The organism is Coleofasciculus sp. G1-WW12-02, from assembly GCF_040219735.1.
GTDB lineage: Bacteria > Cyanobacteriota > Cyanobacteriia > Cyanobacteriales > Coleofasciculaceae > Coleofasciculus.
The window spans coordinates 41,743-55,844 of the sequence record NZ_JAVJRX010000145.1 but is presented as its reverse complement, the minus strand read 5'-3'; the positions used below and the strand labels follow the sequence as shown (position 1 = coordinate 55,844).

The following is a 14,102-nucleotide window of genomic DNA, read 5'->3' as shown; positions in this document are numbered from 1 at the left end:
TCGCTTGCTGGAGTTTATTCTTAATGACCCATATAAAACTATACGTTTCCTGAGAGTCTGTAACCAATAAACCCGATAAAATCAACAAATATGAAGAAATGTAACTAAATCAGAGCGTGGCGAATGACAATTCAGACAACCACCTTAGTTGACAATAGTCCTACGAGTGAGGATAGAGAAAGATAGAATAAACGTAGATTTTGGCTCGGCAAAGACTATGGCGCCCCTCATCCTTGACCTATCTCCAGAACTTGAACAACAACTTCTCCGTCTCCCACCCAGCGATAAACTTCGCCTTATCCAACTGCTTGCCCAGAGTCTCAACGATCTTTGGAGTAGCCCTTCCCCAGAACCCTCCACCCAGCTTTCCGAGTTTTTTCGCTGCTCTCCCTTGGCTGAAGTCGCTGCGACTGGAGAACTCGACCTCAGTCGTGATCGCTCTGTTCCAGGCGATCGTTTTGTCCTATGACCTATCTCCTTGATACCTGCCTTATTTCCGAACTGGTTGCTAAACAGCCCAATCAGCGAGTTGTAGACTGGCTTGATGCCCAACCTCCTGAAATACTCTACCTTAGCGTGATTACAATCGGTGAAATCGCCAAAGGCATCAATAAACTTACCGCATCCCAACGCAAAGACGCCCTGACAATCTGGCTTAACGAAACCCTTCCAACTCGCTTTGCCGGACGAATTTTAGGCATTGACATCACAACAATGCTATTGTGGGGTGAATTAGTGGGACGGCTCGAACCCGAAGGACGAATTCTACCTGTAATGGATTCTTTGATTGCCGTGATCGCCCTTCAACATTCTCTGCATCTGGTTACCCGCAACGAAAACGACTTTGCCGGAACGGGTGTCGCGATCATAAATCCTTGGTCTACTTAGGCTGTTTGAGCATCCGACCTTGCCGCTACTTTAGTGCGATCGCGAGACTTTTTGTTTCCGGCTCTGTTGAATTAGTCTACAGTCCAGTAAGAGTCGCCACCAGCAAAACCCGATACAATAAACATTAAGAAATGTAACGAATTGGGAGCGCAGGGAATGACAATTCAGACAACCACCTTAGCTGAAAATGGTCCCACCGTAACCAGCGTAGGCATTGGCACTTGGGCGTGGGGCGATAAGCTGTTCTGGGGCTACGGCAACGATTATGGGGTATCTCAGGTACGAGACGCCTTTGCCGCTACCTTAGATGCAGGAGTCAGCTTTTTTGACACGGCGGAAGTGTACGGATTAGGAGAATCCGAGTCGCTGTTGGGACGGTTTATGAAAGAATTAGGACGTCCAGCCCAGATAGCCACAAAATACTTCCCTGTCCCCTGGCGCTTTACATCACAGTCGGTGTCTGACGCTTTAACGGATAGCTTAAAACGGTTACAGGTTGAGCAAGTTGCGCTGTATCAGGTTCATTCTCCCTTTAGCTTCTTCATGAGTCAAGAAACCTTAATGAATGCCCTAGCGGATGAGGTGCAACGGGGGAGAATTGCCACGGTGGGGGTGAGTAATTACTCCGCCGAACAAATGCGGGAGGCGCACGGTTATCTTGCGGCTAGGGGAATTCCTTTGGCGGTGAATCAGGTGCAATATTCTCTACTGGCGCGGAAAATTGAGCAGAATGGCACTTTGGATACGGCGCGGGAATTGGGGGTGACGATTTTGGCATATAGTCCTTTAGCCCAAGGATTATTAACCGGGAAGTACACCCCAGAAAGCGATGTGAAACCCACAGGGGCGCGTCAGCTTGATCCGCGTTTTAGTAAAGGGGGGTTAGAGAAGATTGCCTCTGTGATCAAACTGTTGCGTCAATTGGGGGAAAGATACGATCGCACGCCTGCGCAGGTGGCGCTAAATTGGTTAATTGCTCAAGGTGTGGTGCCGATTCCGGGGGCGAAAACTGCCCAGCAAGCCCAACAAAACGCTGGGGCGTTGGGGTGGAGTTTAACCCCTGAAGAGGTGGAACAGTTGGATCAGGTGACTCGTGGTTTGTAGAGACGTTCCATGGAACGTCTCTACACTTAGCGCAAATTTAGAGATTTTTCAAGCTTTGACGCTATATCTGACATAACCTATAGTCAAGGTTTAGCGAAAATTAACAGCAGATTATCACGATGGTAAGAGAGCTTGAGCGAAAACATCTTAATGGTGATTTTCCGGAAACAGCACCGACAGCAAATCCGGTATTTTTCAGAACCTACAGCCGCCGCACAGCCAAGGGTAGAGAGACGTGGAGGGAGGTTTGCGATCGCACAATTCAAGGATTGAACAAACTGGGTAAGCTGACTCCAGCAGAAACTGCCCTGCTGGAACGGATGATGCACCAGATTAAAAGTTTACCCTCAGGACGCTGGTTATGGGTCGGCGGCACCGATTGGCTGGAAAATCCGGAGAATTTCTCTGGCGCTTATAATTGTACCTCTACAAATGTAGTAGACTGGCGTGCCTTTGGCTTAATGATGGATCTAGCCATGATGGGCTGCGGCACAGGGGCAGTTTTGGAACCCCAATACATTAACCAGTTACCCCCAATTCGCAATCATCTAAATGTAATCTTAGAGGGTGAAATTGGCACAACGCCATCGGAGGAACGGCGCGAAAAAACCGAGGTAAAAATTGATGGGAATCAGGTGACAATTTATGTCGGGGACTCCCGTCAAGGGTGGGTTAAGTCCTATCAAAGTCTGTTGGAATTATCCACAGATGAACAGTTTTCTGGGGAAGTTCAGGTATCCATTAATGTGAGTGATATCCGTCCCGCTGGAGAATCCCTAAAAGGCTTTGGCGGGGTAGCAAATCCGATTAAATTACCGGAACTTTATCAGCGATGTGCGGCGATTTTAAATAAAGCTTTGGGACGGCAATTAAATTCAGTCGAATGCTGTCTTTTAATTGATGAAGCCGCTGTCGTGGTTGTCGCGGGTAATGTCAGACGCTGTTTACCGGCGGGTTCATTGGTTCACACAGAGTCTGGATTAGTTGCCATTGAAAAAATTCGCATTGGCGATCGCGTTTTAACCAGTAACGGGTTTTATCCCGTAACCAATTTCTTTGATCAAGGCGTTCAATCCCTCTGTCGGATCAAAACCGAGGATGGTTATTTGGACTGTACCCCTGATCATAAAGTTGCTGTACTCAGCGACATTTATGGCAACTATAAAATGGTTAAAGCCAAAGACTTGAAAGCAGGCGATCGCTTAGTCTTTGTTCCCCAGAAAATTATGGGAACCCCAACGGAGTTGCCTGAATTTAAAGGAAAACTAAGTTCCCAGGCTAAACCAATCACCGTGCCAGCGTTAACCTCAGAGGTGGCGTATTTCTTAGGGTATTTACAAGGAGATGGTTCAGTCAGTTCTGATGGTTGGCGGGTGCGCTTGCGGATTCACCAAGATAGTCCGCAAATTCTAGAATGCTTGATTGCGGTGGCTGAACAGTTTGGCTTGCCAACTCATACGTTAAGAACACCAGAACAGGGGAAAACAAAGACCTTTGAATTGCAACTCAATTCTGCCGCCCTCAATCAGTATCTTTCCCAGTTTAAGCAGCCGTTTACCTCACTGTCTGTACCTGAATGTATCTTATTGGGAACTCAAGCTATTCGGGAAGCCTATTTAGCGGGTTTAGCGGATGCCGATGGATGTCATTCTCAAGGGGTTTTAGTGGCTTCTGTTCATCCCGACTTTTTGCGACAAATCCAAACTCTATATGCCTCTTTAGGAATTGCCACACGGTTGTGTGCTTCAATTCGTAAACGCACAGGTAAATGGGAAGGTGAGTTAGTCACTGTGGGTGAATCGGCTTATTTAGCGGTGCAAACCTTCATGTCTACTGATTCCAGTACCTTTAGTGAACGACAACGACAACGCCCCAAATCGTTTCACGATCATGGATTTCCCCTAGACATGGTGAAACCGTTGGTCAGTACCTATCGCTATCATTATGGAACAGGTCAAAAGCAAGTTATTGCACCAACCGTAAAGCGATTGGTTCCGGAGTCTACGGGGTTAATTCCCGTCAAGGTTAAATCTGTAGAAACTAATGTCCGCAACGCACCAACCTATGACATTGAAGTGGCAACTATCCATGAATTTGTCTGCGAAGGGATTCTAGTGTCTAATAGTGCCGGTATGCGCCAAGGGGTTAGTGATGATGAAAAGTTTGTCAATGCGAAGGATAACCTTTGGCAACAGGATGAACATGGAAACTGGCGCATTGATCCGGAACGCGATGCATTGAGGATGGCAAATCATTCCCGTGTTTTTCACCATAAACCGACTTTAGATGAATGTCTTGCAGCAGTTCGCAAACAATATTATTCTGGTGAAGGTGCGATTCAATGGGCGGGAGAAGCCGTGGCGAGGGCAAGTTGTGATTTGCTAGATACTCCGGCGTTGAAAACAGAGTTTTTGCAAGCTTATGAACAAGGAAAAGCGAGTCACTGGTTAAAGGAAAAGTATCCGAATTTGACACCCGATGAAATTGAGCATCGCTTGCAGCGGTTTGGCTTAAATCCCTGCGGTGAAATTATTGGCTCAGTATTCCATTGTAATTTAGCCGAAATTCACCTGAATCAAATTGATCCGAATAACCAGAAAGAACAAGAGGAGGCATTCAGTGCTGGGGCGCTTTCCGTTGCCATTTTGCTCAACCATAAATTTGTTGAGGAACGGTATCAAAAATCACGGGAATTAGACCCAATTGTTGGCGTATCCTTCACCGGATTATTCGATTTCTTTGTCAAAGCTTTTGGCGTAGACTGGTTACGCTGGTGGACAGAGGGACGCCCAGATACCGTCGAAGGCGTACAGTTCAAGCAACAAGAAAAAGCCTATTTAACCCGGTGGCGCGATATTGTGCATCGGGTGGTGTGGGAGTATTGCGATAAGCATGGGATTAAACGCCCCAATCGTTGTACAACTGTTCAACCTTCTGGGACAAAATCTCTACTCACGGGGGCATCTCCGGGTTGGCATCCACCCAAAGCACAGCGATTTCTTCGCCGAATTACGTTTAGAAAGAATGATCCGGTAGCTTTGGCTTGTATCGATTACGGTTACAATGTCACCCCATCGCAATCGGATAAAGATGAAAACGGAAATCTATTGAATGATCCGTTTGCTGAAGCCTGTTCAGAATGGTTAGTGGAAATTCCGGTGGCTGTATCGTGGGCAGATTTACCAGGTGCCGATGAAATTGATATCAGTCAGTTTTCTGCATTGGCACAAATGGATTTTGCCATGCAAGTTCAGCGCTGGTATGTAACACATAACACCTCTTCAACCTGGGAATTGCGCGTCAATGAAATTGAACAGTTAGGAGAGCAGATTTATCAAGCGATTCAGAATGATGACGGGTATATTTCAGCGGCGCTATTGGCGCGGTTTGATGACCATCAATCGTTCCCGCGTTTGCCCTTTGAACCGATTGATAAAGCGACCTACGAGCAATTGATGCAAGAGGTGCAACAGCGACGAAAACTGCCTGAATTTTATCCCGCTTTGGAGAAATATGATTCGGGTGAATTAATCGAAGCAGGACCCGCTGGTTGTGATTCGGATAAATGTATGTTCCCGGAACAAACACCGAATTCGTAAGCTGGAATTAGGACAAACCTCCCGACTAAAATGATTCGAGTTCCCTCCCCTTGGTAAGGGGAGGGTTAGGGAGGGGTAAAATCAAGGTATTGGAGAGAGGGCGCTTCAACTCCAATGAGTAGATTGGTGTTGTTTATTAATGCAAGTGGGTCGAGGTTAACGTATGAAAAAATCAGTGAAAGTTAAACCCAATGCTAAAACGCAATCGATAGCAGAAATGGCGGATGGGACATTAAAAGTGAATCTGAAGTCGCCGCCAGTGGATGGCAAAGCAAATAAGGAGTTAATTGGGCTACTGGCAGAAAAGTTCAATGTTACTAAGTCTCAAGTTCAAATTAAATCAGGGTTGTCGGCTAAAACAAAATTAATTGAAATTGTTGAAGATTAGAACATCTCTACAGTTAACTTTTATTGTCCCTACCTACTTATTCCACAAACCAGTGATTTACTCCAAACCCAACCGCCCGATGGGGATGAGATAATTCTGTGGCTAGGTTGAGAACGGCTTGTCTGGCGATCGCAGTTTCAAAGACGGAGGAGAAAACCACGTCTACATCGTGGGTTTGACAAAATTGTCGGAGTTGTTTCGGAGATCCCGCGATCGCAGCTTTAATCACAAAAATCCCCCGCCATCCCTGCTGATAACAGGTTTTGAGTTGGTTCAACGTGGCGACAGATTCATCAAGAGCGATCGCTGTCCTATACTGGTCGTACATTGCCCTCATGGCAGCAAACTCCTCTGGCGGCAAGGGTTGTTCCAGAAACTCGACAATTCCCGCCTGATCCGCCATCTGCAACCACTGTTGTGCTTGATTTTGTGTGAGTCCACCATTAGCATCTAAGCGTAATTGAGCTGATTGGGGTAAGGCTTGAACCAATTGGTCAAACCACCTCAGTTCCGACTCCATGGACGTTACACCAATTTTCCATTTAAACGTGCGATCGCCCTGTTGCCAACCTTGCTGCCAAGACGTTAACGCCGCTTCCCCTGTGGGTAAAAGATAGCTATAGTTCAATGAGGAATTAAGTAACGACGGGCTTATTTTTTCAGTTTCCCAGACATAGCCTGCTACATCTCTACATTCTTCCCAGGCTGACTCAAAGCCAAACTGACAGGCGGGGAATTCAGCCGGGATCGAAAAAATATCCGTTGATGTAATCTGAGACGGGAACTGCTGACAAAAGGTTAAGGCTTGTTCAAAGGTTTCAGAACCAAACCAAGGAAGTGGGGCAATTTCGCCCCAACCCACTCGCCCCTTTTCATCAGAAAGACGCAGAATAATCCCCTCGCGTACTTTCCAGATGCCATGATGAGTCGTTAGGGGATGTCGAAATTGTCGCTGGTAAGGATAAAACTCAAAACGATAAGTCACCGGAAATCCGTTCATTACTCCATAAGACGATTTTAGGTTTTCTGTAGGGTGGGCAATGCCCACCAGCCAAAATTTCAGCTAGGTTGCTAATGTAGTAGGGTTAATTTTTGGGTGAGATGGGTATGCTAAGCTGTGTGGCATTTTAGAGTGATATTGAGGAGTGGACGAAAATGCGAGAACTCATCCCAACCAGTGGGTTAATACCCAACATCTGGCAAGTCTCTGGCGGATTAACCGAACGCGCCTGGGTAGAAATCGATCGCGCGGCACTTTCCCATAACCTGAACCAATTAAAGCAGCTTTTGTCTGCTAAAACCCAACTCATGGCGGTGGTGAAAGCGGATGCTTATGGACATGGTGCCACCATGGTTGCCCAAACCGCACTCGCCACAGGTGCTTATGGATTATGTGTCGCTACAGTAGAAGAAGGCATTCAACTGCGAGAAGCGGGAATTGACGCGCCCATCGTGATTTTAGGCGCAACTAATACCCCCGAACAAGTGCGTGCGATCGCCCATTGGCATTTACAACCCACTATCTGTACACCCCAACAGGCTTTGGTCTTTTCTGATACCCTCAGTCGTAGCCAAACCCCCTTATCGGTTCATCTCAAAGTTGATACAGGAATGTCTCGCTTAGGAATGCCTTGGCAACAAGCTACAGAGTTTGTGCGATTAGTTCAGCGATTATCTCATTTAGAAATAGCCAGTGTTTATTCTCATTTAGCCACAGCAGACAGTCCAGATCCCACAGTCATGAGACTACAGCATCAGCGATTTGAATCGGCTATTGCTGAACTTCATGCCGCGAATATCGTACCACCCTGTTTACACTTAGCCAACTCCGCCGCCACGTTAACTGATTCTGCCTTGCATTACGATTGGGTACGAGTCGGATTAGCGATTTATGGACTCTATCCCGCACCACATTTACACCCAAAAGTCAACCTGAAACCCGTCATGCAAGTCAAAAGCCGGGTTACCCAAGTGAAAACAATACCTCCAGGAACAGGGGTTAGTTATGGATATAAATTTATCGCCCAGAAACCGCTACAGTTGGCTGTAGTTGGTATCGGTTACGCCGATGGTGTTCCCCGGAACCTCTCGAATAAAATGATCGGATTAATTCGGGGTGAACGGGTGTCACAAATTGGGGCAATTACCATGGATCAACTGATGCTGGATGTGAGTAATATTCCCGATTTACAGGTTGGTGAAATAGTTACTTTAATTGGACGAGACGGAGATCAGCAAATTTCTGCGGATGACTGGGCAATCTCTTTAAATACAATATCCTGGGAAATCCTTTGTGGCTTTAAGCACCGACTCCCGCGTGTTGTAATTTAGAGAGGGGAGCCGCAGGATAGAGCCGCACGTAGTTTGTTTAGCCTCGTTAGCCTCGCGGCTTCGTTCCCTACAGCACTTTTGAGCAGTAATTAGCGATCGCACAATTATGTCCCCCACTAAACCCTGTATCCCTATCCCTCCACCCCTGATGATGTCTGAGGAGGGTTCCTTTGCTCACCAGACATTGACGCAACGCTGGGTGACGATTCTTGAACGTGCGATCGCATCTAACAATTATCCCGCCTCGATTACTCAGAATCTAGAGAATCTGCGTCAGGAATTGCCTTATGGAACCGTGCGATCGCTTGAGGATGAAACTCAACCCGATTTAGAGGCTTGGAATACCTATATAGCACCCTACCAGGGAAAGCGTTGGATTGATATCCCCTGGTATCCCGCAGAAGTCTATCTCTACCGTCGCATCTTAGAAGCCACCCACTACTTTCAACCGGGAAAATGGCACCGAGTCGATCCCTTTGAACCGCAAAAACACAGCAGTTTAGCAAAGGTAATGTCCGCCATTGAGACAATGAGTGGAAAAATTAACACCTTTGTTGATTCTCAAGGACAATGGAAGCGCATCGATTTAATCGCCCTATTTTATTTTGCCCTTTGGGGAAATCGCATCGACTTAAGCCTGTTCCCCACTGACGCTGGGGAAAGTCAGCGGATGAATATTGAAGCCTATCGCGAACAGGCAAATTTGTTAGTTGATCATACACCCCAAATTGCAGATCACATTGCTCACCTTAAGGGAGTTCGCATTGATTTAATTGTGGATAATGCTGGGTTTGAGTTGTTCTGTGATTTGTGTTTAGCTGACTTTTTAGTAAACAGTGGAATCGCTCAACCGATTTACTTACATCTGAAGCATCATCCGGTATTTGTTTCTGATGCCATGATTAAGGATGTTCACCACACCATCAACGTTCTGTGTAAACATAGCAATCAGGAGGTACAATTTCTCGGAAAACGTCTCCAGAATTATATTGAAAACGGGGACATCATCTGCTGCGAGGATTCCTATTGGACAGCCCCCCTCGCCTTTTGGGAAATGCCAGAACGATGGCGCAGTGAATTGAATCAATCCCAACTTGTGATTATCAAAGGAGATGCCAATTATCGTCGCTTACTAGGCGATCGCCAATGGGATTATACTACGCCTTGGGAAGACATTGTTTGCTATTTTCCCGCACCATTAGCCGCCTTACGCACCTTCAAAGCTGAACTCGCCGCCGGATTGAAACCTGATCAGATTAAGCGATTGAATCAGGATGATCCGCAGTGGTTAATAAATGGACAATGGGGTGTAATTCAATTTTTCAACCCACACCAGTAAGTTAGGTTGATGCTTCTTACCCAACACAATCTCAGCGTCAAGCCCTTACTACAAACCCAATTATTATTCATCATTTAATTCATCGATTTTGAACTGTCGCACTTCTTCCAGACTTAACCCCGTTTTCCGACTAATTGTTTCCTTATCTAACACATCCAGAAGTTGCTTGGCAATTTCTCGACGGGTTTCTTCTTTCCCCTGTCTCAATGCCCGTCGAATCGCATTACGTTGAGCGTGGATATATATTTCTCGCTGTTCTAAAGCTTCTAATTCTTCCCTAGTTAGATTCGCTTGATTCGCCACTTCAAAGGCTTTGCGAATTTCTGGCACTTGCGCCATACTTTCGGGGATAGTCTCTAGAGTTCTAGCTGTTTTGATAAAATAAATCCATTGCTCAGTTAATGTCTCTAACTCCTCTAAGCTTTTGCTAAACTTGGGTAACTCTACAAACACTAACTCTAAATCATTAATTGGATAATCTGTCAAGAGTCTCTTTTCTTTGAGAATAAAATTAGAAATGACCTGATTCAGATGCTCAAACATTTCAAAGTCGGTAATAGTTAAAGCAATCACTGGACTCAGTATCGTGTAATCTGCTCCAGGTTGTAATTGAATGGAATAGGCTTTCGCCGCGTTATATAAAATTCGCTTTTCAAAGCCTTCTACATTCAAAACTTGCATTTCAATAATCACCGTTTTATCGCCAGTTATCCTAGCCTTCACATCTAAGTACGTATCTTTAATCCCCTGAATTTGGGGAGCCAGATAGGGATTGAGAATTTCTACATCTTGGATAACGGCTCGTCCTTGGTAGAGCAGAGCATTTAAAAAACTGATTAGAATATCTTTGCTTTGCTCAGAGCCAAATATTTTTTTAAAAGCAAAGTCAGTTTTAGGATTAATAAAAATCATAGTAATAAAGGGTTATAATGGGGTAATAGTTTAAGCTTCATCTGTTGTCAGGAATCATCAGGTTGAGGTTGTGCCGCCATAACCTGTTTAATAAACTGTTGCATCCGTTCAAAATGTGACCCTTGCCAATAAATCTGCTGACAGGTTTGACAGCGATGAAACTCATCAATAGATTGCCGCGTTTGCTCCGGTAACTGATCCGCGATCGCGTCTTTTTCAACAGGTACTAATACCCCATTACAGCGGATACACCGATGAAAGGGTAAAATAGCATCAAATAAATTGAAGCGGCGCAAAACTTCAATAATTTGTTCATCTGGGTTTTTGGAGCGCACATAATACCCATAACTCACCTGAGAACGCATCAGTAATCGGGTATCGCGAGTTAACAGAATCCGTTGCTCATCCGCAGAAACTCTCGCTAACTCTGGATCAGCGTAGTCATTGCGATAAAGCGTATCAAACCCCAACAACCGTAACGCATTGGCTAATTTACCTAAATGAATATCCAGGACAAACTGATACTCCTGGGGTTCAGGGGGACTCACCCGGATACTGGGATTGATTTCATCTAACACCGAAATTGGACAAACTGTGACGCGATCGCGATCTTGGACAATATAGGAAAAATCAACCGATTCTCCATTAACCACAATCGCATCTACTTCTGGATGAGGAACCCCCAACGATTCAATCATATCCTTAATCGAGGTTCGCCCTTTAAACTCATGAGGAAAACTAACATGACGTTTGTTTGAGGGCAAAAAATAATTCAATTCTGCCAGAAAATTAAATTCAGCAGTTGCCATAATAATCACCTTTATTCAAAACCAAGCCTAACCACCTGTAGGGGCGGGTTTTACAACTATCATTTGGGTTTGACCCATAAGTAAATAAACCCGCCGCGATCGCGTGGGAAACCCTGATAACCGGAACCCTAACCACCTGTAGGGGCGGGTTTTACAACTATCATTTGGGTTTGACCCATAAGTAAATAAACCCGCCGCGATCGCGTCACAAACCCCGACAACCGGAACCCTAACCATCTGTAGGGGCGGGTTTTACAACTATCATTTGGGTTTGACCCATAAGTAAATAAACCCGCCGCGATCGCGTCACAAACCCTGATAACCGGAACCCTAACCATCTGTAGGGGCGGGTTTTACAACTATCCTTTGGGTTTGACCCATAAGTAAATAAACCCGCCGCGATCGCGTGGGAAACCCTGATAACCGGGCGGGTTTAGTTAAGTTATCGGTTTGTTGCTATAAGTTATCTGTAAAACCCGCCCCTACGGATCGTGCTGTATGAAACCCACCCCGAATCTATTAGCGATCGCGTTCTAAATCCCCAATGACTTTTTGCCAATACCAATCCTCAGAATGCCCCGGATTAATGCTTTTCACCTGACTCAGTAACCCCTTAGCCACTTGCCAATCCCCCTGAACCATGTCAAAAAGCTGATACTGGAGTTTAGCCGAGGGTTTGTTTCCATCAGACAACTCGCTAATATCAGACCAAGGCATCAATCCTCGCCCTGCTTGTTGTTGCTGAATCCGATCCAAGCTTCCGGTGGGAATAGATGCAATAAGCTGGCGCGTGTACTCTGTTTTCGGTTCCCGGTAAATGCTTTGAGCCGCATCAATTTCCTCGATTTTGCCCTTATTCATCACCATGATCCGATCGCTCATAAATTTGACCACGCTCAAGTCATGGGAGATAAAGATATACGTCAGATTCAACTCATCCTTTAACTCACTCTGTAACTCCTTCAGCAGATTCAGTACCTGCGCCTGTACCGACACATCCAAGGCAGAAACCGATTCATCGCAGATAATAAACTTAGGCTCAAGTGCTAGCGCCCTGGCGATACAAACCCGTTGGCGTTGTCCCCCAGAAAACTCGTGGGGATAGCGCTTCATCCAGTCTGGCTTTAAACCCACCCGATCAAACAAATAGGCGGCGCGATCGCGACGTGCTTTGGCGTTATCCCCCCATTTATGAATTACCAACGGTTCCATCACCGCATCCCCAATCTTCATCCGGGGATCTAGGGAACTAAAAGGATTTTGGAAAATAATTTGCATTTTTTGCCGCATTTGCCGCAAGCGCTTGCCTTTTAGATGGGTGATATCTTTATTGTCAAATATAACCTTACCCTCCATCGGTTCAATTAAACGCAATAATGTCCGAGCAAGGGTCGATTTACCACAGCCTGATTCCCCCACCAGTCCCAATGTTTCTCCTTTGTAAACCTTAAAGGACACATCATTGACCGCCATAATATAGCGTTTAGTCTTGCCAAATACGTTGGATACAGGAAACCCCACCCGGAGATTTTCAACCGCAAGTAGGGGAGAGGCTGAAGCATCAGCAATGGCGAGATTATCTCGCTGAACCTTTGCCCCATTTTCATCAATCGTCGGATATTTTTCGCGAATTTCTACCTTCCCCTCCTCTGTTGTCACCTCCTCCATGAAGTCAGCCACAGTGGGTAAGTATTTTAGATGTTTTTCTAAAGTCGGACGACAGGCTAATAATCCTTTCGTGTAAGGATGTTTAGGATTAGCAAAAATCTGCCAGACATCGCCACTTTCGACAATTTTTCCCTTATACATCACCGCCACACTATCAGCAATTTCAGCAATCACGCCTAAGTCGTGGGTGATAAAAATCATCGACATTCCTCGCTGATCTCGCAACTCCCGCAGCAAGTCCAGAATTTCCGCCTGTACGGTGACATCTAAGGCGGTACTGGGTTCATCCGCAATCAGAATTTCAGGATCACAGGCAATTGCCATAGCAATCATCACCCGTTGCAATTGACCCCCCGATAGTTCGTGAGGATAGCGCTTGAGCATTTCCTGTTTACGCTGATTCAGGTACTGGCTAATCGCTCGATTTGTAGCGGCGGCGTGATCAGGATTTTCTTGCTTATACTCCTGCTCAAGTTCCTCATCACGAGGAATCAGACGGACTTCTTGCAACCGTGCGATCGCCTGATACCGTGCGTCGCGTTTGTTAATCTTGCGTTTGTCAATCTTCTGATGCTGTAAAATAGCCTCGATAAGCTGAAACCCAATCGTGTAGACGGGGTTGAGGGAACTCATCGGTTCCTGAAAGATCATCGAAATTTGACCACCCCGAAACCGGCGTTTTTGTTCCTCGTTCAGCTTCAGCAAGTCTTTGGGTTGAGCGCCATCGGCTTTGGCTGTAAAATAAATCTCCCCCTGAGTAATCTTACCCGGCGTTGACACTAACCCCATCACCGCCAATGAGGTGACTGACTTCCCCGAACCCGACTCGCCGACAATACCCAGGGTTTGCCCCCGTTTCACTTGAAAACTAATCCCATCAACAGCCAGGACTTCCTTTTCATCGGTTTTAAATTTGACTTGCAGGTTGCGAACGTCGAGAACGGTATCAGCCATGACACTCTAAAACGAGAATTAACAGAAATTTTAACAAGCAAATGCTAGATCGTACCGCATCTCCATTTATTCGCGATCGTACTATGGAAGCGGAAGGGTCTATTGTTACT

Annotated in this window: 12 protein-coding genes; 7 read left to right on the top strand and 5 right to left on the bottom strand. The window is 45.9% G+C overall.

Annotated elements, in window-relative coordinates:
* Nucleotides 1-217: 217 nt before the first annotated feature.
* From RID09_RS23630 to RID09_RS23610, 5 genes are all read left to right on the top strand, one after another.
* Nucleotides 218-469 (top strand): hypothetical protein, encoded by a 252-nt coding sequence (locus RID09_RS23630; RefSeq protein ID WP_446338361.1) that lies wholly within the window; start codon nucleotides 218-220, stop codon nucleotides 467-469.
* A complete protein-coding gene (locus RID09_RS23625) occupies nucleotides 466-888 on the top strand; it encodes a PIN domain-containing protein (RefSeq protein WP_446338360.1) in 423 nt (140 codons plus the stop codon). Before RID09_RS23630 ends, RID09_RS23625 begins: the two co-directional genes overlap by 4 nt.
* A gap of 156 nt (nucleotides 889-1,044) precedes the next feature.
* Nucleotides 1,045-1,992, top strand: coding sequence for an aldo/keto reductase (locus RID09_RS23620; protein ID WP_446338359.1), 948 nt, complete (start codon nucleotides 1,045-1,047; stop codon nucleotides 1,990-1,992).
* 119 nt (nucleotides 1,993-2,111) lie between these two features.
* Nucleotides 2,112-5,591, top strand: coding sequence for a ribonucleoside-triphosphate reductase, adenosylcobalamin-dependent (gene nrdJ / locus RID09_RS23615; RefSeq protein WP_446338358.1), 3,480 nt, complete (start codon nucleotides 2,112-2,114; stop codon nucleotides 5,589-5,591).
* Nucleotides 5,592-5,754: 163 nt separating this feature from the next.
* Nucleotides 5,755-5,979: a DUF167 domain-containing protein gene (locus tag RID09_RS23610; RefSeq protein ID WP_446338357.1), complete on the top strand. Its 225-nt coding sequence runs from the start codon at nucleotides 5,755-5,757 to the stop codon at nucleotides 5,977-5,979.
* A gap of 37 nt (nucleotides 5,980-6,016) precedes the next feature.
* Here RID09_RS23610 and RID09_RS23605 read toward each other — a convergent pair whose 3' ends face one another.
* The gene (locus RID09_RS23605) at nucleotides 6,017-6,964 is read right to left on the bottom strand and encodes an o-succinylbenzoate synthase (protein ID WP_446338356.1); all 948 of its coding nucleotides are present in this window, start codon (nucleotides 6,962-6,964) and stop codon (nucleotides 6,017-6,019) included.
* A gap of 170 nt (nucleotides 6,965-7,134) precedes the next feature.
* Between RID09_RS23605 and alr the strand changes: the two genes are divergently transcribed.
* A complete protein-coding gene (gene alr / locus RID09_RS23600; RefSeq protein WP_446338355.1) occupies nucleotides 7,135-8,310 on the top strand; it encodes an alanine racemase in 1,176 nt (391 codons plus the stop codon).
* 106 nt (nucleotides 8,311-8,416) lie between these two features.
* Nucleotides 8,417-9,649, top strand: coding sequence for a damage-control phosphatase ARMT1 family protein (locus RID09_RS23595; protein WP_446338354.1), 1,233 nt, complete (start codon nucleotides 8,417-8,419; stop codon nucleotides 9,647-9,649).
* 63 nt (nucleotides 9,650-9,712) lie between these two features.
* On the opposite strand, the gene RID09_RS23590 is transcribed toward RID09_RS23595, so the two are convergent.
* The 4 genes from RID09_RS23590 to RID09_RS23575 all read right to left on the bottom strand — a co-directional run bounded on the left by RID09_RS23590 (nucleotide 9,713) and on the right by RID09_RS23575 (nucleotide 13,992).
* On the bottom strand, nucleotides 9,713-10,561 hold the full coding sequence (locus RID09_RS23590; RefSeq protein WP_446338353.1) for an Rpn family recombination-promoting nuclease/putative transposase: 849 nt from the start codon (nucleotides 10,559-10,561) through the stop codon (nucleotides 9,713-9,715).
* Nucleotides 10,562-10,608: 47 nt separating this feature from the next.
* The gene (locus RID09_RS23585; RefSeq protein ID WP_446338352.1) at nucleotides 10,609-11,370 is read right to left on the bottom strand and encodes a Mut7-C RNAse domain-containing protein; all 762 of its coding nucleotides are present in this window, start codon (nucleotides 11,368-11,370) and stop codon (nucleotides 10,609-10,611) included.
* Nucleotides 11,371-11,397: 27 nt separating this feature from the next.
* On the bottom strand, nucleotides 11,398-11,607 hold the full coding sequence (locus RID09_RS23580) for a hypothetical protein (protein WP_446338351.1): 210 nt from the start codon (nucleotides 11,605-11,607) through the stop codon (nucleotides 11,398-11,400).
* A 282-nt stretch (nucleotides 11,608-11,889) separates the two neighbouring features.
* Complete coding sequence (locus RID09_RS23575) at nucleotides 11,890-13,992, bottom strand: ABC transporter ATP-binding protein (RefSeq protein ID WP_446338350.1); 2,103 nt, start codon at nucleotides 13,990-13,992, stop codon at nucleotides 11,890-11,892.
* Between the last annotated feature and the right edge of the window lie 110 nt (nucleotides 13,993-14,102).